At 45.3% G+C, this 21,658-nt stretch carries 9 protein-coding genes; 1 reads left to right on the top strand and 8 read right to left on the bottom strand.

Annotation, left to right across the window (positions count from 1 at the left end; all coding sequences use genetic code 11):
• Positions 1 to 446: 446 nt before the first annotated feature.
• The 8 genes from ACYPWY_RS01005 to ACYPWY_RS00970 all read right to left on the bottom strand — a co-directional run bounded on the left by ACYPWY_RS01005 (position 447) and on the right by ACYPWY_RS00970 (position 18,542).
• Complete coding sequence (locus ACYPWY_RS01005) at positions 447 to 1,685, bottom strand: glycoside hydrolase family 71/99-like protein (protein WP_459683449.1); 1,239 nt, start codon at positions 1,683 to 1,685, stop codon at positions 447 to 449.
• Between the two features lie 14 nt (positions 1,686 to 1,699).
• Entirely contained in the window at positions 1,700 to 5,374 is a 3,675-nt protein-coding gene (locus ACYPWY_RS01000; RefSeq protein ID WP_459683447.1) for a glycoside hydrolase family 2 protein, read from the bottom strand.
• A gap of 50 nt (positions 5,375 to 5,424) precedes the next feature.
• Positions 5,425 to 8,175 (bottom strand): DUF5010 domain-containing protein, encoded by a 2,751-nt coding sequence (locus ACYPWY_RS00995; protein WP_459683445.1) that lies wholly within the window; start codon positions 8,173 to 8,175, stop codon positions 5,425 to 5,427.
• A gap of 103 nt (positions 8,176 to 8,278) precedes the next feature.
• Positions 8,279 to 11,074, bottom strand: coding sequence for a DUF5010 domain-containing protein (locus ACYPWY_RS00990; protein WP_459683443.1), 2,796 nt, complete (start codon positions 11,072 to 11,074; stop codon positions 8,279 to 8,281).
• A gap of 314 nt (positions 11,075 to 11,388) precedes the next feature.
• Entirely contained in the window at positions 11,389 to 12,762 is a 1,374-nt protein-coding gene (locus ACYPWY_RS00985; protein ID WP_459683442.1) for a glycoside hydrolase family 99-like domain-containing protein, read from the bottom strand.
• A gap of 81 nt (positions 12,763 to 12,843) precedes the next feature.
• On the bottom strand, positions 12,844 to 15,015 hold the full coding sequence (locus tag ACYPWY_RS00980; protein WP_459683440.1) for a SusD/RagB family nutrient-binding outer membrane lipoprotein: 2,172 nt from the start codon (positions 15,013 to 15,015) through the stop codon (positions 12,844 to 12,846).
• Positions 15,016 to 15,030: 15 nt separating this feature from the next.
• Complete coding sequence (locus ACYPWY_RS00975; protein WP_459683438.1) at positions 15,031 to 18,369, bottom strand: SusC/RagA family TonB-linked outer membrane protein; 3,339 nt, start codon at positions 18,367 to 18,369, stop codon at positions 15,031 to 15,033.
• A gap of 32 nt (positions 18,370 to 18,401) precedes the next feature.
• Positions 18,402 to 18,542: a hypothetical protein gene (locus tag ACYPWY_RS00970; protein WP_459683437.1), complete on the bottom strand. Its 141-nt coding sequence runs from the start codon at positions 18,540 to 18,542 to the stop codon at positions 18,402 to 18,404.
• 605 nt (positions 18,543 to 19,147) lie between these two features.
• Between ACYPWY_RS00970 and ACYPWY_RS00965 the strand changes: the two genes are divergently transcribed.
• Positions 19,148 to 21,595 (top strand): Kelch repeat-containing protein, encoded by a 2,448-nt coding sequence (locus ACYPWY_RS00965; protein ID WP_459683435.1) that lies wholly within the window; start codon positions 19,148 to 19,150, stop codon positions 21,593 to 21,595.
• Positions 21,596 to 21,658 lie beyond the last annotated feature (63 nt).

Here is a 21,658-nt window from a genome sequence, read left to right as displayed (position 1 = left end):
TATTAATTATTTCTTAAATTGAAATTAATAGGTGTTTTTGTGGATTTTAATACGAAAAACAGCGCGTTTTTTCTATAAAATTCATTTTACCCAAAAGGTTTTGGATAACTGCAGCTCAATTATCTTATTGTATGCCGAAAAAATTAAAAGGGGTGCAAAACAATTGTCCTGCACCCTAGGGCAAACGCATGAAAAATTTTAGTACTACTGTTACGAATGAGATTCCTCCCTTTGGTCGGAATGACTCGCCTATTGGTGGTTTAAGGGAGTAGGAAGTAGCGGCTTCGCCGCCACTTCCTACTCCCTACTCCCAAAAAGGAGACAGTCATTCCGACCAAAGGGAGGAATCTCCTGCTCATATCAGCAACTTTACCGAAGGCATAAGCAGTAATTTTTCAGGTTTGCCCTGTCCTGCACCCCTTTTATCAGCAATATACGCTACCCAACTAATTCCTCCGGGGAATTGATTGTGTCAAAGATTGTTCTTTTCGCAATATCTGACCGGCTTCGCCCACCATCCACAAATAATAATCACTTGGCAGGTTGTCGTCAATGCCTTCAAATTTCATGTTGCCGTTTAAAGGCACCTTGCTTTTGTTGGCGCATTTGAAGATGGCCGTACCTTCGTCTATCTCGTCGAACATGGCTACATAAATCATTTTTGCGCCATACTCCAGCACGGACGAAAGTTGCATCCAGAAGAATGAACCTCCATTCCGGTCAATCTGACGGGTATTGGGGCCTTTCATGTTTCTCCACGAAAATCCGGGGAAACACAGCGGAGCATATTCAATTTTATTCTTTTCGCACCATCTGATGTCTTTCTTTATCAGCGATTTAAAACGGCCATACGATTGTTCGTCATAGCGGCCTACAAACCAAGGCATTATAACATCACTTTTCTTTATCAAGCGGTGCAGGTCCTCGTTGGGCGTGGTATCGCTATTCAGTTCGCGCCAATGGGTGGGTACTCCCAGCATCACGCTGTAGCCCCGGTTTTTCAAGCCGTCCAAAATGGTCTCACATTCTTTCAGGCCATAAGCGCGCTTGTCGTTAAAGCCGACACCCCATATAACTACCAATGGCTTCCCATTTTGATACAGATACCCGGGTACTTTTTCGCGCCCTTTCATTTCGTACGTTTTTTCAATCTCGTCAATGTCGCTAAGCACCGTATTTTCGTATCCGGGACGCATACCACTCAGGTCGTACATCACACAGATAGCCCTCTCGTACTTGGTAGAAGCATTCATCGCCGAATTTAGCACCTTGTTGAAATGAGCTTTACTGCTCGGTCGCCTTATTTCCGACACAAAACGTTGCATAAACACCCCGTCGAGCCCGTACTCCTGCATCCAGCGGAAGTGTACATCCACCGTTGAAGCGTCGTTTGAACTGAATGTGTATGCCGGACTGCCGTCCTTAAACTTAAATTCGGTTTTGTAGGTCTTGGGATATTCGGACACATCAGGCCAAAAATCGACTGATGCCGAACCCGGTTTAAAGCCATTTTTCCCTTTGTAATGATACCATCCGCGGTCGGCGCCGTCATCAGGGGTATTAAACCACCCCTGATAACCGGCCATTACCAAACCCCGGTACGAGTCATATTTTTTTTGAGCAAAAATGCCCTGAACTGAAACCGACAGAACTAAAACTGATATAACCAAAAAACACCTTTTCATTATGCTTCTATTTTTTATTTCAACAAATCATTCATCATATTTGCCAAAAGACGCCCTGCAACAGGGTCTGTCGCTGTTTTATCGTGCGCCATAGTGGATACTAATGCCTTGCCCTTGCCATCGGTAATTTTAACGACAGGAAAACCTTTTATCGTTTTCACATGCTCCGAGCGTTGTTCCATCTCACCGTTGATATATCCGTGAATCTTGGTTTGATTGGCCAACTCTTCCACATGCTCGTTTCTATTGACTTTCAGGGCCGAATAGCATACGGTCGGGACTTCGTCTTTGTTGTTATTGAAGTAACGCAACTCCAACAAATCAAGGTCGTCAAACACAGGCGATTCGGGAACTTCCACATTCACAATATCCCCTTCGGTAGGAATAATCCAGCCTGTAATGTATTCGGGGAATATCGCCTGCGATGCATCTTCGCTATTCAGAATAAGCGCTTTACCGCCTTTAGCTATGTAATCTCTTATTTCCTTTATTTCGGCGCTGCTCGGGTCTTTTCCCAAACCGGCCAGTACTACCAAGTCGGCTTTCGCCTTCAATGCGGCAGATATGCCAGCTGCCTTTTCATATTTTACATTTATTAAATTTAACGCCGAAACAGTATTCTTATTGTCAACCAGAACAATTTTCTTGCCCTGAGCAACAACTTGCGTCCAATCTTTTTTCGCTAATAATATGTCATATTCGTTTACCGATACTTGCTTTCCTTCTTCGGTCAGGCGAAGTTTCAATTTGGCGTTCACTTTATCCGCCGGAATGTTGGACGGAATATTAATCTCGGGAGTAACCCAATAACGACCGTAATGTTTCACCACCGGAACAGCCTGTTTACCCGATGCAATTACGTTGCCTGTTTCGGTTACAAGCTGCCAATTAAGGATGCTTGGCTTCAAATCGCTTCCGTTTTCGAGGTCGTTGACAATGCAAATCCGGGCTGGTAATTTATCGCCTGCATAAAAGTGGCGTCCCCACAATTCAGCCGTAGCCAAAACAGGTTGTAAGGCGCGTTGCATAGCATAATAAGTAGGATAAGGCTCTATTGTTTCGGCGTCATACACATTGCGGAACCATGTGAGCAACGCAAAATGAAGCACTCCCGACATCTTGTCATTTGAGCGGCGCAAAGCTTCAGCCAATTCGCCTGTGATGAACGACTGCACTTTCAGGAAGGCTTTGGGGTCTCCAAAGGCATAGGCCTGATAGCCGACCAGTGTTTGCGGATTTTGATGAATCAGGGTATAGGCGCGGGTCGGGTGTCCGGTTTCGTTATTCGGGTATCCGGTTGACATTTCCTGACTGATTAACGGGCGATCGGCATTTTTATGGTCGCGTTGGAATTCGCCTTTAAATTGCTTGAACACCGTATGGTCGTACCAGTTGATGTAGGAGTGTACGTCATCAATATCGCCGTCATCGAGGCCTTCGTAGAAAGCAGCGCCCTGTTTCCTCACATCGCGCCGGTAATTGGAGTCGAAACTGATTGGACGGGTTGGGTCGATTTTTCTCATGCGTTTCACCACTTCCGATATGATGCCCATTTTTTGCCTCCGTTTTGCCAAATCGGGTTCGTTGTCGTAAAACTTCATTTCGTTATTGATTGTCCAGAAGAGGATAGAAGGATGGTTCCTGTATTTTTTCAACAATGTCATGTATTCATCGGCCCACATATCAATCACCTTTTGGTCGGGCATCGACGAGTTAATCATCAACCAGGGCCAGGTTCCTTCGTGGCTTATGCCGATACCGTTTTCGTCGGCGGCATTAATCCACAATTTATTGTAGGGAGTGGTATGAGTACGTGTTGTCTCAATGTTACCGGCTTTCATTATCTGATAAAAACTATCAGCCAGTTTTTTGTCGTTCGGAGCCAGTGCAAAAGGCGTATGATTACCTCCACGCAGCCAATAAGGATGTCCATTGAGGTAGAATAATCCGTTTTTCGATTCAAATGTTCTGAATCCCGAACGAACAACCAACTCGTCTATCGCTTGCCCCTTGTCCGAAACCGCTTTAAACCTGAAGTTATACAAGTTTGGCGATTGTGGCGACCATAAACGGGGTTTCAGCCCCTTGACAGTATATGTTACCACTTTTTCTTCCCTGGGTTTCAATTCTATTTTGCTGACAGAATTTTCGTTATAAAACAAATCCTGTGTGGTGTAGTCAACTATATCTGTCAACAGATTGAATCTGGCCTTTTGATTGGAATGATTTTTTATCGTAACATCAAATGTAGCGCCATCCAAAGCCGGATGGATGAACACATCTTCTACCTTTACAGAATTCGAGATTACTAGAGATACAGGTTGCCAGATTCCCGCAGGATCGCCGCCGTAGAAGCCGTGTGCAATATCTTTCAGCACTTTGCTCGTTACATTTGTGGCAGCCTCCAGTTCTTTTGCTTTTTCGGGGTCTTCATCCAGGCGAGCTATTGAGTAGTAATCGGGTTGAACATCGGGTTTGCCGTCGCTGTCTTTGCTGTCGCGTGTAACCAATACAGCCACAAGGTTTTTCCCGGGTTTTAGCAAGCCCGAAATATCCGCCTTGATTTCACCAAACATGCCCACATGTTTTGTTACCAACCGGCCATTGACATACACATCGGCCATCTTAGAAACGGCATCAAATACCAGTTCCGAGGTTTTAGCTTCTATTCCGGCAGGAAGTTCTATCCATTGACGGTACCAGGCGGCTTTTGTTTTTGTGTAGTCGAAGGTATAGGACAGGCAACGATCGGTTTCTTTCTGATAATATGTATCCGAAACGCCTTTCGCAAATTTGCCCATTGTTTCGCCATGCAACCAGATGCGAATGGGGTTCCAGAAGTTGGGAACACTCATTACGTGCCAGTTATTGTCCGCCGTTTCAAGCTTGGCCTGATCGCCATCCTTCGCTTCATAATCGGGTTTGAACAGCCAATTGCCATCTAACGAGATTTCGGTTCTTTCCGCATTTAAGCTACTTACAACAATTGGTTTATAGGCCGAGCGCTCTGCCTGACGCTTATTTTCTTTTTGTTGGGCAGTAACAACTACACTATAAACTTTATCCGAAACACCTTCAAGCGCATTGGCTTCCAAGGATTCAATTTTCAGGTTGTCGAACTCGTTTTCTATCCAGCCGCCACCCAGTGTTACACCGCCGGAAGGAGACAGGTTGCTGTTTTTATCCACCACATCAATACGGGGCAAGGCTTCGTTATTCAGGAAAACACGAATCCTGTTACCACAAACTTCTAGCTTGAATTCGTACCATTTTCCCACTTCGGGATGAAAATCCAATTGTGTCAGGCTCATCAATTCGTCTGTTCCCATATAGCCCATGCGGCTGAGGTACAAGTCGTCCTGCAGGCCGCCTTTCAAACCAACCACATAGCGGTCGAAACGGTTATAGGCTCTGAATCCGAACCAGATTTGCACTTGTTCGGCATCCTTTGGCGCGCGGGCTTTGAATGTCGCCCTATAATTCTTCAGGTTGGTATCCCCAAAAACGGCATACGAACCGCTGGATTTTAACACGCCGCCATCTATACGGGTATTGCCTCGTCCTATGATAGACAGGGCTGTAGAAGAATTATCGAAATTCTCCTCCACGGTAGCTGCTTGCAGATTACATGTCATCATTGCCAAAAAAAGTCCGGCAATCCATGTTTTCTTCATTTCAAATTTTCTCATCTTTTGATTTTAAATGGAGTATTTATAATAATCTTTTAATTGCTTTCTATTTATCTTTTTACGACTTTCGTCCTTATTGTCTGAGATTTAGCGTTTACCGACAGTACATATACTCCCGATGCCAATTTTTCGACACCTGCTACCTGTATGGCGTTTGTACCTTGGTATAATTCAAGAGTTTGAGTTGCCAACAGTTTTCCATTCAAGTCGTGGATGGTGATTGTGGCATCTTCCGCCACATACGAGCTTACTTCCACCGTCAATTGATTTATAAACGGATTCGGACGCGCTACAACGGATATATCGGACAACCTGGCGCTGCTTTCTATTCCCGTTCCCACAAAAGCCGATGCGGTTTCAAAACCGTAAATGTCGTATTTGTAGGCTTTTCCGGCTGTATCAAGCAACCACACATAGTCAACGCCTATGGCTACTTCCTTAAAGCCTTCGTTCACATATTGCCATCCGCCTATACCCGACGAACTGATGCGATAGACCTTGTTTTCGGCGGTTATCCCCCATACTTCGTTGCTACCGGCAGCTATTCTTACTACATTGTACGGATTTTCTACTTTGCGCCATTCGCTTCTGCCCTGAGCTGACATGCACTTCAAGTCGCCGTCAGGAGCAAAGCCCCATACATACGATTCGTCTGCAGCAATGCTCACCAACTCTCCGGGGACTTTCGTCCAGGGACGCGTTCCCGACAAATTGCGGTAATAGACTTCGTTGGCGGAACTTACGCCCCACAGCGTTGACATACTTGCATCAATGTCGATAATCGTAATACCGGCTTCGTTCCGGTTTGTCCAGGCAGTAGCCTGCGTAGTTGGCTGCTGGTCGTTGAGATTGGCCGACAGCACGTTTCCCGGCTGATTGATTATCCAAACCATGTTGCTGCCAAAGGTAATGTCTTTTGCCGGCTGCGAATTGCTGGCTCTCCTCCATGTCATAACGGGGTAGCCATCAATTTCGTGGCAGTAGATATTCTTATCCGACTCTCTTATTTGCCAAACATCTTTCCATCCGGCGGCTATTTTTGTGGCCGGTCTGTCGTTTGTTGTATAGAAAGGGCCTGCAATCGCCGATAAGGAATGCAAGGGACGGAAAATATCGAGGTCAACCTCCAGATTGGCGTCAATGTATTCCTTGTCTAATTCCGATTCTTTGTACAGGTTTAGCCGGTAAGCGCCGCCGAGGTTGCCCGGCGTTGTGTTGTAATATTCATCGCAACCTTCCACTTCCAGCAAGATGGATCCCGAATTGCGGTCGGCATATTCACGCACTAACGACATATACTGGTTGGGATAGGCGTACTCTTTGTGATCGCTCCGGTACCAGGTAGAACCTTCCGCCCAGTCGTGCCACGATTCCAGTACAATCCATTTGGCGCCATATTGATGTCCCTGTTTAAACACCGGCCTCATCATGGCATCGCCGTCAGCGGTCAACGACGAATAAAAGGCGTCGTCATATACCGGCGTATTGGTATCGGGATTCCAAAAGCTGTCGATACGATCCAGCATCGGCAAGCGGCCTCCGTTCAATGCAAAAGCAAACCGGCGGCCATTGGTCGGGTGTGTTACAATCTCGATAGGAGGATTCTTTCTCCACGAGAACCAGCCTTGCGTACCCCATGAATAAGCTTTGGTTCGCGCATCGCGGTCGTAGAAAGAGGTTGACAGAATAAATGCGACATCCAAATCAAATTCTTCTTTCATTTTCTGTTCCAAAAACTGGAAAAACTCCACTATCTGGGTTCCTGCTTCGGGATATACTGCCGGAGCATTGGCTGTCCACCATTGCATCGGCGCTTTTCCGTCTTCGGTGAAGTAAAGCATCTCGCGCGGAATAGTCTGGTACCATTTCTTGACGGCATACTCCCATATAAACTGTTGATGTTCGGGATTTCCCCAAACAAAGCTGCCGAATTTACTTTGTGCAGCCAAAATAAGCGGCGCATTGTCCACAAAATAGGCTATTTTTATCTGGTCGCGGGCATACGGATTCCGTTTTATGGCTTCTACCGTATATTTCAGCGCACTGCACGGCCATCCGCCGGGGCCTGTTTTAAACTCGCGGTCTTCTATTTGTTTGGTATTTTCAATTGGTTCGCCGCGTCCGTGAGCAAAAATCACTTCCACTTTTGCTTCCACTTGTTCCTGAATGTAGATGTCAAGAGCGTTGCGGGTATAATCCATATTGAAGGCATAAAGAGATGGTTTCAGGTACGACTCAATCTGCTTGCGCGTGAATGTCAGGTTATCTTTGCTTCGCCAGGTTGCATTATCTCCCTGTTCGGCGCCTTTGAGCAAATCTTTGGTAGAGGTTGTAAATCCGCCGATGGCGAATGTATGCATACCGTCATTCCAATTCAACTCATATTTTGTATCATCTGCCAGAAAGTTATCGGCTGTGCTTTCGTCTTTGCGGATAAAAATCATGTCGCAATTAACATCGCCGGTTTCAAATACAAGTTTTACATCGTAATAGCCTTCGGCAAGCTGTTTGTGCCCCAGATGCACCGACTCGAAAGCGTTGCCAGCATTGGTGGGTACAACTACATTACTTTTCAAGCTCTCATTATTCAGTTCGAGATGCACCGTGGCGCCGGAACTACCGGCAACGGCACGGGTTGTAAAACGGTAATGCCCCGCCGACAACCATACCTTTTTGAATTTCAGCCACTCGCCTGCCTTTGTATTGCCTACATACCAGTTGTTTGAATAAGGCTCGGTTTGTGCCGGAAGCGTCAAACAGAACATCAACTGTATCAGTATTAATGCACAAATTCTATTCATAATTCATCTTTACTTAACTAAGGGGATTCCTGTAAATATGTATGCGAATAACTCTCCTGTTACAAATCTAAAAGAATCCCCCTGCTATATATAAACCCTTTTTTTATCTTTTTACAACTTTCGTCCTTATTGTCTGAGACTTAGCGTTTACCGAAAGTACATACACTCCCGAGGTCAATTTTTCGATACCTTCTACCTCTATGGCATTTGTACCTTGGTATAATTGAAAGCTTTGGCTTACCAACAGTTTTCCATTCAGGTCGTGGACGGTTAATGCGGCGTCTTCGGCTACATACGAGCTTACTTCCACTGTCAATTGATTTATAAACGGATTCGGACGCGCTACAACGGATATATCGGACAACTGAACATTGGCGCTTATTCCTGTTTCCAGGAAAGCCGATGCTGCCTCAAAACCGTATATGGCGTATTTCCAAGGTTTTCCATCTTTATCAAGCAACCATACATAATCTATGCCTATTGATACTTCCTTAAAGCCTTCGTTCACGTATTGCCAACGGCCTAATCCCGACGAGCTGATGCGATACACCTTATTGTCGGCAGTTATTCCCCATACTTCGTCGCTACCGGCATCTATTCTCACTACATTGTACGGATTTTCAACCTTACGCCATCCGCTCTTGCTTCTTGCCGGCATACACATCAAATCACCGTTGGGTGCAAAACCCCACACATACGATTCGTCGGCGGCAATGCTTACCAATTCTCCCGATACTTTCGTCCAGGGACGTGTACCCGACAAATTGCGGTAATACACCTCGTTGGCAGAACTTACGCCCCACACGGTTGACAAGCTTGCATCAACGTCAACAATCGTAATACCGGCTTCGTTCCGGTTTGTCCAGCTCGAAGCAGTGTTGGTTGCTTGTTGGCCGTTCAGGTTGGCTGACAATACGCTTCCTGCATTATTTATCGCCCAAACCATATCGGTTGAGAAGGTCAGGTCTTTCAGCGCCTGCGAATTGGTGGCTCTACGCCAAGCTACAACTGGGTAGCCGTCAATTTCGTGGCACCAAACACTTTTATCCGACTCTCTGATTACCCAAACATCTTTCCAGCCGGCTGCTATTTTCATCGCCGGTCTGTCTAGCGTCGTATTATAAATGGGGCCTGCAATTGCCGATAAAGAATGCAAGGGGCGGAAAATATCGAGATCAACCTCCAGGTTTGCATCAATGTATTCCTTGTCTATTTCCGAGGCTTTGTACAAATCCAGGCGATAAGCGCCTCCCAGGTTACCGGGCGTTGTGTTATTGTATTCGTCGCAACCTTCCGCTTCCAGCAAGATGGAACCCGAATTGCGGTCGGCATATTCGCGTATCAACGAAATGTACTGGTTGGGGTACAAATATTCCTTGTGCCCGCTCCGGTGCCAGGTCGAACCCTCGCGCCAGTCGCTCCAGGCTTCCAATACAACCCATTCGCAATTATACTGGTGCCCCTGTTTAAGCACCGGCCTTATCATGGCATCTGTGCCATCGCTTGACAAGGACGAAAAATGCGCTGCTTCCCTGGCAGGTGTCGGTAAATTAGTTTCCGGATCCCATGTACTTGTAACTTGCTCTCTCATAGGCAAGCGACCTCCATTCAGCGCAAAGGCAAACCTGCGGCCATTGGTAGGATGTTGCACTATCTCAATAGGCAGTTTGGCCCATGTAAACCAGCCCTGTACACCCCATGCAAGCGTTTTTAGCTCTGCCCGGCTGTCGCGGCTAAAAAAATTATCGGCAAGTACAAATGCCACGTCCAAATTGAACTCTTCTTTCATTTTCTGCTCTATAAACTTGAAGAATTCCAATATTTTTGTTCCGGGAGGATGGGCGCTGCTACCGTAATCCAGGTGCGAATTGGCTGTCCACCACTGCATGGGCACTTTCCCGTCAGGGGTGAAATAAAGCATCTCGCGTGGAATCGTCTGATACCATTTTTTGATGGCATAATCCCATATAAACTGTTGATGTGCGGGATTTCCCCACTCATAATCGCCGTTAAATTTGGCTTGTGTGGCCAGGGTCAGCGGAGCATTGTCCACAAAGTAGGCCACCTTCATCTGATTGCGGGCATAGGGGTTGCGCTGGATGGCTTCCACCATGTATTTCAAACCGGCAGGGGGCAATCCGCCCGGGCCTGTTTTAAACTCGCGGTCTTCTATTTGTTTGGTATTTTCAACCGGTTCGCCGCGTCCATGCGCAAAAATCACCTGTACCTTTGCTTCGGTCATCTCCTGAATGTAGTTGTCGGCGGCATTGCGGCTATAGGCTACATCGAAAGAATACATGGATGCTTTGGCATAAGAGTTTACTTGCTTGCGGGTGAAAATTTCATTATCAATGGTACTTTTCCATGTAACATCGTCGCCGTGCTCGTTGCCTTTGAGCAAGTCTTTGGTGGCCGTAGCAACACCGCCGATGGCCAAGGTATGCATTTTCTGACTGAAGTTCAATTCGTATTTTGTATCGTCCGGCAGGAAATTGTCGGCAGCGCTTTCGTCTTTGCGGATGAAAATCATGTCGCAATTCACATCGCCGGTTTCAAATACAAGTTTTATATCGTAGTAACCTTCGGCAAGTTGTTTGTGCCCCAGGTGTACCGACTCGAAAGAGCGGGCGCTGTTGGCGGGCACGGCTACATTGCTTTTCAGGCTTTCGTCATTCACTTCAAGATGCACCGTAGCGCCCGGGTTACCGGCCACTGCACGGGTTGTGAACCGGTAATGACCGGCGGACAACCATACTTTTTTAAATTTGATCCATTCGCCGGATTTTGTATTGCCGACGTACCAGTTGTTTGAGTAAGGTTCGGTTTGTGCCAAAAGCGACGAGCAGCAAAACAAAATTACTGCTGCCAGCGTCGTTATTTTATGTATCATTGTTTTCATGTCAATTGTTTATTGGATAAAGTTGCAGCAAACACAGGAAGATATATACCTGAGATAAATCTGAACTACTGTTTTTTTATCGGAAAAAGAAGAGAATAAAAATTTTACTTTCAGGCGCCAGAATAAACTGAAAATAAAAAGAATAACCTAATTATAAAAATAAAGTTGAGGCTGTGTCAAAAGCCTGTCATCCCGTGCCTGACACGGGATCTCCTAACAAACATCAACTGAATGTCGGGAGATTGCGGGTCGAAGCCCGCAATGACAACCTCAGAAAAAGACTTTTGACACAGCCTCAGCTTTACTATCAGAACTTACTTTCTCTTGAATTCTTGTCGAACAATATCAAGATAGAATGTGCCATAGCCATTACCGTAATCGGGGTCGGCCGGTTCAATCTGCGAATCGTTTTGCCAGTCGTTGAATGAGTCGATAAGAGCCATTTTTGTTTTCGACTGATTCATCTTCGCTATGTTACAGCGTTCGCGGAACTGTTCGGGGTTGTGGCGGATAATAGGCCCGTTCACATTGCCGTTGGTTACATACCTGTTCCAACCTGACGAAACCGACGGGATGTATTCGATGCCCGGGAAGTTTTCGTTGATGTATTTCCGGTTGGCTTTGAAGTGCTCGTTGATTAATATATTCAAGAAGTACGTCATGTCAAGTTGTCCTTCACCAACAAAACACATGTTGTCTTCGGTAACGGCATCCACATATCCTTTCAGGAAGAAGTGGGTGAAACGCGCCGATGGAGTCCAGTGGTCTTGGATGGCCACAATATAGACGTCCTTACCCGAGTACAGCTTAACGGTATCGCGGATGTTATCGTATATCTCCTTCTGCTTTTGAGTATATAGCTTTTGAGGTTGCGATAAGAACAGCACCGGACGACCATCTGCTGTGTGGTAGTAGGTAGGATCTTTGAAGTAGCCCGACAACTTCTTAAAGATATTGTACAAACGTTCTTCGCGAGAAATAATGAATGTAGAATCTTTTGGATACGGAGGCAGCGGAACTTCATTTCCTGCACCATTTATGTACGTTGGCCAACCGCTAGGGGTGTAGCGGGCAGTAAATTGATAATTGAGAACGTTTTCCAAGAGGTTATTGTTGCTCAAAGCAGCTGTACCGCCGGTTATTACACCCTGAGAAGCCCAGTTGTTAATATCGAATTTAATCGCATACTTCATTTCGCCTCTGTTGGCATAAGCAAGCGTATCCACCCTACCCGAAATCAAGCTGAGGAGGAGCGTATCCTGCGTATTGAGGTTGTTGGGATAAAGACCGTTTACATTTTCCCGTATCGCAGGCGTGATAAAGAAGTCGATTCCGGCTTGTTTCGCCCATCTCACCATATTGCCGTAAACAAGCGATGTGGTTGAGTCGGCTGTGTAAAAGCGGTAACGACCTTGGGTCGGCATTAGGTAAGGCCCCATTTTTCCGCCCCCTTCGGATGCCGGAGCATCGTTGAAGGGTTCGGTGAGCCTTGTCCAGTTCACTTCGTTGTTTGTTACACCTGATGGGTCGTATAAGTAGGCTCCTACGGGAATATCTTCGGTTACCGCCACTTCCGGAATTTTGTAATTCAGCGGATAACCTTCCAAGCCATTCTCGTCATCGGTACAGGACACAAACAATCCCCCCATGAGAAGCAAACTATAGACCAAATATTTATTTATCTTCATAAGTTTTTCTATTTTTATTATTTACACTATATAATGCATTGAAATTCATTCTTCAAAATTTCATGTTTCAGCAATCAACTATCAAGGTGCAGGCGCCAATATTTCGGGAGGCGTAATGTCCCTGTCGTAATACCAGCAAAGTTTCGATTGGAATGCGTAGGCAAGCGCCAGCGTCAAAACGTTCTTTTCCGACAGTCTGTACGGCGGCGGGTCAATATGCGCATATCTGACTCTGGCTGCGGCAACCACATCGGCGTAAGTAGGCCCGTATTTATGGTGGTAATACTCGCAATTGGTGGTCAGGAAATAGTTAGGATAGGTTCGCGCTGCATAGTCATAACTTGGATTACGTTTTGCAAAGGCAAGACTTGTGAAGATATTGTCTCCCCAACGTTCGTCTCGTTTGAACGGGCTGTTTTTGCGCAACAATTCCACTCCTTCGTAATAAGCAACCGAATTCTTGGTCGTTTCTGCCAATGGATATATCAGGCGTTCTGTCCAATAATTGTAAGTAACATTGAAACCTTGAACACTCGACGATTGTCCGTTGAGGAAGAAAGGAGGATAATCCATCACGCGTGTCCGGCGTTCGAGGTTCCAGCCTTCAAGTCCGTTGAAGTAGTCGGCAATGTAGTGTTGTTTGTAAATCTGAACGAGCGGATCGATTGAACCCTGGATATTGGCTCTGTACAACAGGCGACTGTCGGCATAAGCATCTGTCCGGTCTGTTCTCCAGGCTATACCATCCTGATTGATGTAGGCATTTGCATCGGCGGCCGACAATCCGTATTGGTCGAACGAAGCGCGGATACCGTCTTCATAGAATTTCTTTGCAACATCTTCCGAACCTCCCATGTAGAGGGTTGCTTCGGCTTGCAAGAAGAGGGCGTCGGCCCAGTTGAAGAGCACTACGGCAGCGTTTTCTTTCACAAACTCATCGGGTATATAGGCGAGGTTGTAGCGGCTCCTGCGTCCCAACAGGTTGTGAGAGTATTGTCCCGTACGATGCGTTTGGTATTGCGCTTCGTTTGCGGCGGGATTTGATGCCGGCAACAATTGGTCGCGTCCGTTATAGATGTCATAAGATACGCGTGTCCAGGCAGTCGGGATACCTTCGTTTTCGATACCGGGTACATAATCCATAGTATATTCCACGATAATAGAGTCGCGGCGGTACTGATTCAATCCGTCGGCGCGGTGTTTGGTATAAAAAGTACATCTACCGGTTTCGTCGGTTCCTGTATTTTTACAGAAGTCGGCGTGCGGACGTGTGATTGTATCGACATAGATAAACTTCGGTTCGGATGTTTTAAATTCGTTCATCGATGATGCATACTTGGTGATGCGCTTGTCGTCGTACGAGAACAAGTAAAGACTAAAATACTCGCCCAATTTGGGATAAGTCGATTCGTTGATTCGTTCGTCCATTGTTTTGTTCTTGAAACAGCGTGTCCAGTAGTAAGAGGCGGCGCCTTCTTCGTCGGTACCCCATCTTGGAGCCACATTTTCGGCATTGGAGGCGATTAGTTTCGCCGGATTAGCCATGGCTGCCATTGCATGTTTTACAACAGTATCCCGTTCCAATACATTTTGTGCATGCATGGCAATGTGGAGGCGGAATGTGTTTGTAAATTTCTGCCATTTCACAATCTGAGGCGTAAATGTAGCTTCTTCGCTGCCGAATACCAGATCGGGGAACTTCAAGTCCATTGTAAACCGGCTATTGGCGTCAAATAAGTCGCCTGCTTCTTCCAGATTACGCAGAATTTGTTCGTATATCTGCTTTTCGCTATCGTATTTGTACGAGCGTTTCACTTCGTTTCCTTGCACAATGGCTTCGCTCATGGGAATCGGGCCATAATTGGAGGCCAGAATATAGTAGATATACGATTTCCATGTTAATACCACGGCGCGGCGATTGTTGTACTCTTCTTTACCGGCATAGCGTGTATCCAGCACTTCGAGGTCGCGCAATATCTGAACGTAAGAACGTTGAAAAATACCGTTTCCTTCGTCCTGTCCTATTGCCGTGGCATACGACAGGTAATCGTAGCGTGAGAAATTGAGCCATTTTTCAAAATTTGTTTGTCCAAACATGTCCAATGTCCGTTTAACTGTTCCGGCAAAGATGTCGTCCAGTTCCACGTTATATAACTTGTTGGGGTTGGTATTTATTTCGGAGAAATCGTCCGTACACCCATTAATTCCTACAAGTAAGAGGAACGTTATTAATATATATGCTAGTTTTTTCATATCTCAAATATCGTTTTAGAATGAAAGTTTAATATCGAATCCATAATTAGCCTGCGGCAAACTGAAGCCTTTTTCAAAACCCTGGTTGTTACCAACAGAGGATGTTGCTTGCGGGTCAATACCCCTAGGCAAATTTGAATGAATGATAGCTAAATTACGTCCAACGGCCGAAATACGGACTGACCTGATAGGCGTATTTCGCAGGAATTTGTTCGGGAGATTGTATCCGAGGCTCAACTCGCGTAATTTGACGTAAGAAGCATCGTATATCGAACGTCTGGCGCTCGATGCGTTGGTGTGCACCCAGTGGTTCATCGGGCTTGTCCAAGTTGTAGCGCTGATACTAATCGGGTTGCCGTATTCGTCCACCTGATCGCCCCAGTAGGGTACGCTTTCGTCATATACCGCATTTCCTATCTGCACACCCTTAGGCCGTTGCCAGTCGGGATAAAGCACATGGTTTTCGTAATTGTTGGTATTTGCCTGTACTGTATATTGAGCTTCGAGGAAGCCTTGACGTTCGGTTCCGCTTTCACGCAACACCAAGTCCGACCATAAGTACTCGAGACGTCCGGCCAGAGATTGCACATTCTGTCCATCGCGCGCTCCCTGCCATGCAGTAAACGACCATACGTGGCCTCCGTGCTGGAAGTCGATCATGGAACCAAAGTCAAATGCTCCTACGCGTACGGTATTTTTCCATCCGCCAAAGTAGTTGGGTTCAATGGTTCCCAAGTATTGGTTGGGATCGAAAGTTGGTTTTCCGTCCAAGGCCAATTTAATACGTCCTTGTGCATCACGCCTGTAGTCGTTACCATAAAATACACCGAAAGGTTTGCCCACTTCGAGGTAGGAACCGATGTTCTGACCGCTTCCCATCTGAAAACGATCCACGCCTTCCGACAATTCAACAACCTTCGACACATTCTTCGACCAGTTTATGGTAGTTGTCCACGAAATGGTATTGTTTTTTATCGGCGTAGCGCTAAGGCTGACTTCGTATCCATAGTTCTTTATTTTTCCGGCATTAATCACTTCTCTTTCAAATCCGCTGGCCAAAGGCGCATCAGCCTGTGTAATCAGGTCAGTAGTCTGCTTGGTGTAATAAGTCATATCCACCGACACGCGATTGTCGAGAAAACGCAAATCAAGACCAAGTTCCGACGACCGTGTTATTTCGGGCTTCAATAGCGGGTTAAGACGGACATTCGAACCTAGAAAGTAGGTATTACCCTGGTAGGGATTCAAAGAACCGCTATATCCCTGAAACAACATATCGGAACTGGTACCACCACCCACTTGGGCATACGAAGCACGGAGCTTGGCGTAAGAGAGAATCTCTTTGTCCAGTTTAAATGCATCGGAAAGTATAATGCTCGTACCCACCGAATAGTAAAGGTACGAAAGGTTTTGCTTCGGCAAGGTACTATTCCATTCATTACGTCCGGTTAAGTCAAAATACAACCAATCGTCGTAGCCGAAAGCCGCCAATGCGAAAATGGATTGCAGTTGTCTTTTCGAATCGCTTTCGCTTGTAATTTTCAGTCCGTCCGCATTGTCCAAAGATTTCATATCAGGGAATTTAAGAATTGCAATACTCGATTGAATTCTGTCAGTCCGATGATGAGTTATGGTTGCACCTGCGTTGGCGCTTAAACTCAGTTTCTTGGTAAAATGGTGATTCCACGACAACAAGGCTTCGCCGTTGTTGTTTTTCCGGGTTTCGGAAAAACGGTTGTAATTTCCGTCCAAGTCCCAACCCGAATTCATGTTCACAAAGGTCCATCCTTGTTTAGAATTTTCGTCGGTAGCTACCGTCAAACGAGCGGTAATATTGTACGGCAACTTGATATTGAAGCGGATGTTCCCCATAAACTGGTGGGTATCATCGTTGTTTGTTACTTCGTTCAATATCCAGTAGGGATTGGTGAATCCGGTATAAGTATAACTTGTACCGTCGGCCCGTTTGTAGGGGTTTAATTCTTCTTTCGAAGCATCACGCGGCATAAATATAATAGCATACATCGGGTTACGATCGGTAGAATTACGACCGTTTCGGTTATTCACATTTTCGTACATGTAACGGATATTGGCGTCAACATCCAAAAAGTCGGTCAGTTTGGCTGTGGAGCGCAAATTGAAGTTGTGCCTGTCCAACTTATTCAGGTTATCCAAAATATCGCCGGCATGGATGTTGGTATAAGAAAAACGCAAAGAAGCCAAATCCGACACCTTGTCCATCGATATACTGTTGGTGACGGCAGTCGATGTTTTGAACATATCCCTCACATTGTTGGGATGAGGGCTGTATGGCCTCATTTCGCCGTTACGACCGATATAATCGAAACCCAACATCGGCAAACCATATGAGCGCTGGTCTTGTCCGGCTGCCGCCGGCATCCAGATACCGTAAGGCAGATCGGGGTTGTACGACCATCCGTTGGATGGCGTCATACCATAAATATTCTTACCGTTGTTATCACGCTCAAAACGTCCGTTCTGACCGGCGCCGTAAATATTCTGGTAGGTAGGATAATTGTACAATGTACCAAACATCATGTTGTAGTTGTAGCTAATGCCCATACCCGATTTACGGCTGGCCTTTTTAGTTGTGATAAGCAACACCCCATTGGCAGCTTCCGAACCGTAAAGAGCGGAAGCATTGGCCCCCTTCAATACTTCGATGTTTTCAATTTCATCGGGGTTGATGCGGTTGGCAGCATTACCGTAGTCATAATCATCGCCTTCACCGCTCATACCCGGGTCATTGACAATCGGAATACCATCAATAACAACCAAGGGTTGATTATACCCCGATATTGAGTTATTACCGCGGATAACGATACGTGTAGAAGCCAAAGGGCCGCCACCGGGTATAATCTGCATACCGGCTGCTTTCCCCGACAACATATCCATCATGTTGGAGGCACGTACATCCGCCATCGATTCGGTATTAATAGACTGCTGCGCATAAGACAGTGATTTCGCTTCGCGGGAGATACCCAAAGCTGTTACAACCACTTCTTCCAAAAGTTTTGTGTCTTCTTTCAGCGTAACTGTTACGTTTGTTTTATTGCCCAGATTTACGGTTTGAGGCAAATAGCCCGTAAACGTAATTTTCAAGGCGGCATTCGGCGGCGCCTGAACGGTAAACTTACCATCCAAGTCGGTTACTGTCCCCGTGGACGCACCAACAATTGTAACACTCGCTCCCGGAAGAGTTTCCCCTGCCTGGTCATACACTGTTCCTGTAACCCTTTGTGGCGCTTGGGCACAAAGCAACTGAACACACATAACCATAGCAAATAGCCACATCAGTCGGCGGCTAAACCCTAAAGATTTCCTTTTTTGCATTTTTAATGGTATTTTCATAGGATTGTTTATAATTATAAATAAAATTCTTTTTCTTTAGTCAACCCGCCATTACCGGCGCATCCTGCTGGGGAATTGCCATAATGGGAGGCATACAAGTCTGTAACAACACGCGACAGACGCAATGTCAGGTTCGATTTTGTAATTTTCTTCATACGCACGCTATTTTTAAATTTAAAAATGTGTTCCTTTTTTAGTATCTTTGTTGAATTATAAGTTTTTCACGATAAATTTATCAGGATATTAAATTCTACAAACGAAAAACAAGAATTAATTACGTCCACAAAGAAAACATGTTTCTATTAAATTTTAGAATGATAAATTATTACTTGCGTATTAATTTTTTATTAAATTGCTTTTAATACGAAATTTCAGGCGTTTTTTAAGGAAAAGGGGGGATGGAAAAGTCAAAGTTTGCGATTGGAAGAACAAGCCGGCTCTTGGGTGGGCAGCTTTTATTAATTGTCAAAATATACACTTATTAATTTAATGCTATTTAACTCTTTTATTCTCGAATTTGCTTTTTCTTTGTACGAAATTAGCGTGTAATTCTATACCGCGAAACAAAATTCGATGTATTATTAACCATAATACTACTTATTATAAAGTAAATTATTATTATATTTGCACATCCTAAACCAAAAGGGAGAATCTATCCAAAGTAATGAAAAGAGCACTATTGATATTATTTTCTATAATCCCTGTCGTTCTATTAGCAGAGAACTCTAGCGCGGGGCTTTATTTTAAATCTTATTCAAAAATGGGAAGAGATCGCACGTCTCTTGTCCTCAACGACAATAAACCCCTGAATATCAACGGCGAGATAACACTTTCTTTCGACATGCAGCTAAGAAAGGAAATCGTGTTCGGCACCATTGTACGCATCATAAGCAACACCAAAGAACACATCACCCTTAGCTTCAGCGCCGACGAAAAAGACAATCGCTACCCCAGCCTGGTGGTCAACGAAAGCCTCAATCCCATATCCGACAAAGTAGAGTACGACGAATGGTTTCCGGTGAGTATCAGAATCGTGCAAAATAAAGATTCCCTGTACCTCAGTTATCAGAACGTGCAAAAAGCCTACGCAATAAGACTGGAAGGATGGAAAGATATTATGGTGTCGTTCGGAACCTGTCCCTTTGAAGGATTTGCCTATTTTGAAGTCCCACCCATGAACCTGAAGGACGTCAAGGTATTCAGTAAAAACCAGCTGATTCGTCATTGGGCTTTAAATAAACACTACAACGACGAGTGTTTCGATTTGGTGAACGGTGTTCCGGCTCTGGCAAAAAATCCGCAGTGGATTATCGACAGCCATATCGAATGGACAAAAATTTATTCGCGGGAATTTAAGACCAGCAACAACCCCCAATATGCCTACAATCCCCAAAAGGACATACTGTATATTGTACCCGATGAAAAGTCGGTTATCTGCTTCAACGCCACGCGCAAACAAGACACTATAATTAATGTGCTGAGCGGATACCCTGCGGGAAACAGCACCAATCAGCTAGTTTACAACCCATTAAAAGATGAGTTGATTTCGTACAACCTCGAAGAAAAAACCATCTCGCGGTTCTCGTTCAAAACCTCGTCGTGGAGCAAAACAACTCCTGCCGTGCAGGAACCGCGTTATTGGCACCACACCACCTCGTTTTACGAAGCCGATACTTCGGTAGTTACTTTCGGCGGCTACGGATTCTACCTGTATAAAAACGAACTGCAAAAAGGCCATATAAACAACAACACCTGGGAAAACAGCAAGCTGATTTCTATCACCCCAAGGTATTCGTCCGCATCGGCCATAGTGGGCGATAAACTGTATATTTTCGGCGGCAAGGGTTCCGAATCGGGAAAACAAGAGCTGAACCCGCATTTGTACTTCGACCTTTACTCGGTTGACTTAAAGACAAACGAAACAACCCAGCTGTGGCAAATGCACACCGACACGCAATACATGCCCTGCGGAAACATGATTTTCAATCCGAAGGATTCGTGTTTTTATGTGCTCGTCAGCCTCGGTAACGGCACCTTGTACAAAATATCAATGGCCAGCCCCGAAATTACGGCAGTCTCAAACAGTTTAGGCCAGTCCATCGAATCCGATTTTCCTTTCTATACGCTGTTTTATTCGCCCAATCAGGAAAAATTGTATGCCTTGCTGTGCCGGAATTTCAATTCGGGGAATGCGGATATATTCTTTTACGAAATCAACTTTCCGCCTATCTCGCAAAGCAGCAGCAAGCAGCAGCTTCCTTTTTCGCAGAAGACATCCACCGTTGTTATTGCCATAATTGCATGTATTTCACTTCTCTTAGGTTTTGTTGTCGTTTATTTTATCAAGAACAAAAAGAAGCTAAAAGCAAGCGTGGTAAAATCGCCCATCGTAACCGACCAAAATGTATCAATAGATGCCATTCATTCCGAAACCGAACACTTCTTCGACCGTACAAATCAGTGCATCAGTTTGTTGGGCGGATTCAATGTAGTGGATAAAAACAAAACGAACATTACCCCCAACTTCACACCCATACTCAAAAGCCTGTTATTGCTTATTTTGCTCAACAGCGACAACGAAGAAAAAGGGATAAACAGCAAGAAAATAGATAGTTTGCTCTGGTTCGACAAAGACGAAAAAGCCGCCCGGAACAACCGGAATGTGTCGCTCAACCGACTAAAAATATTGCTGGAAAACATCGGCGACATCAAATTGATAAACAACGGCGGGTTCTGGAAGATTGTATTCGGCGACAATGTTTTTTGCGATTATTATACCGTACTGGAACACATCAGGGAAGCAAAAGCAGGAAATCCGGCCAATCAGAACCTCATCCCCGAATTGCTGGAACTATTGACCTACGGACCATTATTGCCCTACACCCATGCCGACTGGCTGGATAAGTTCAAAGGCAATTATTCGAACAATGCGATAGACATACTCAATAGCTTGTTGATTAAAAAAGAGCTATTGAAAGATGATGATTTAAGGCTGTTAATAACCGACACCATATTCCTGTACGATTCGTTGAACGAGGAAGCCCTGGGAATCAAATGCCTTATTTTATACAGCGCCGGTAAAAAAGGCCTGGCCAAAAGCACCTACGACAATTTCGCCAAAGAATATCATTCGATGCTGGGCGAAAGCTACAAATATTCCTTGTCGCAAATCATTGATTTTGCCGTTCACGGGTGGCCGGTAGTATAGATTATGAGCGTAGGGGGCTGTCTCAAAAGAACGCGAATTACGCGAATTATACAAATTTACGCA

It is taken from the genome of Viscerimonas tarda (genome assembly GCF_054601255.1).
This window is presented reverse-complemented; position numbering and strand designations above follow the sequence as displayed.

Excerpts from the sequence above, each read along its gene's own strand:
- ACYPWY_RS01005 (WP_459683449.1), bottom strand. The coding sequence starts at position 1,685 with ATGAAAAGGTGTTTTTTGGTTATATCAGTTTTAGTTCTGTCGGTTTCA.
- ACYPWY_RS01000 (WP_459683447.1), bottom strand. The coding sequence starts at position 5,374 with ATGAGAAAATTTGAAATGAAGAAAACATGGATTGCCGGACTTTTTTTG.
- ACYPWY_RS00995 (WP_459683445.1), bottom strand. The coding sequence starts at position 8,175 with ATGAATAGAATTTGTGCATTAATACTGATACAGTTGATGTTCTGTTTG.
- ACYPWY_RS00990 (WP_459683443.1), bottom strand. The coding sequence starts at position 11,074 with ATGAAAACAATGATACATAAAATAACGACGCTGGCAGCAGTAATTTTG.
- ACYPWY_RS00985 (WP_459683442.1), bottom strand. The coding sequence starts at position 12,762 with ATGAAGATAAATAAATATTTGGTCTATAGTTTGCTTCTCATGGGGGGA.
- ACYPWY_RS00980 (WP_459683440.1), bottom strand. The coding sequence starts at position 15,015 with ATGAAAAAACTAGCATATATATTAATAACGTTCCTCTTACTTGTAGGA.
- ACYPWY_RS00975 (WP_459683438.1), bottom strand. The coding sequence starts at position 18,369 with ATGCAAAAAAGGAAATCTTTAGGGTTTAGCCGCCGACTGATGTGGCTA.
- ACYPWY_RS00970 (WP_459683437.1), bottom strand. The coding sequence starts at position 18,542 with ATGAAGAAAATTACAAAATCGAACCTGACATTGCGTCTGTCGCGTGTT.
- ACYPWY_RS00965 (WP_459683435.1), top strand. The coding sequence starts at position 19,148 with ATGGGAAGAGATCGCACGTCTCTTGTCCTCAACGACAATAAACCCCTG.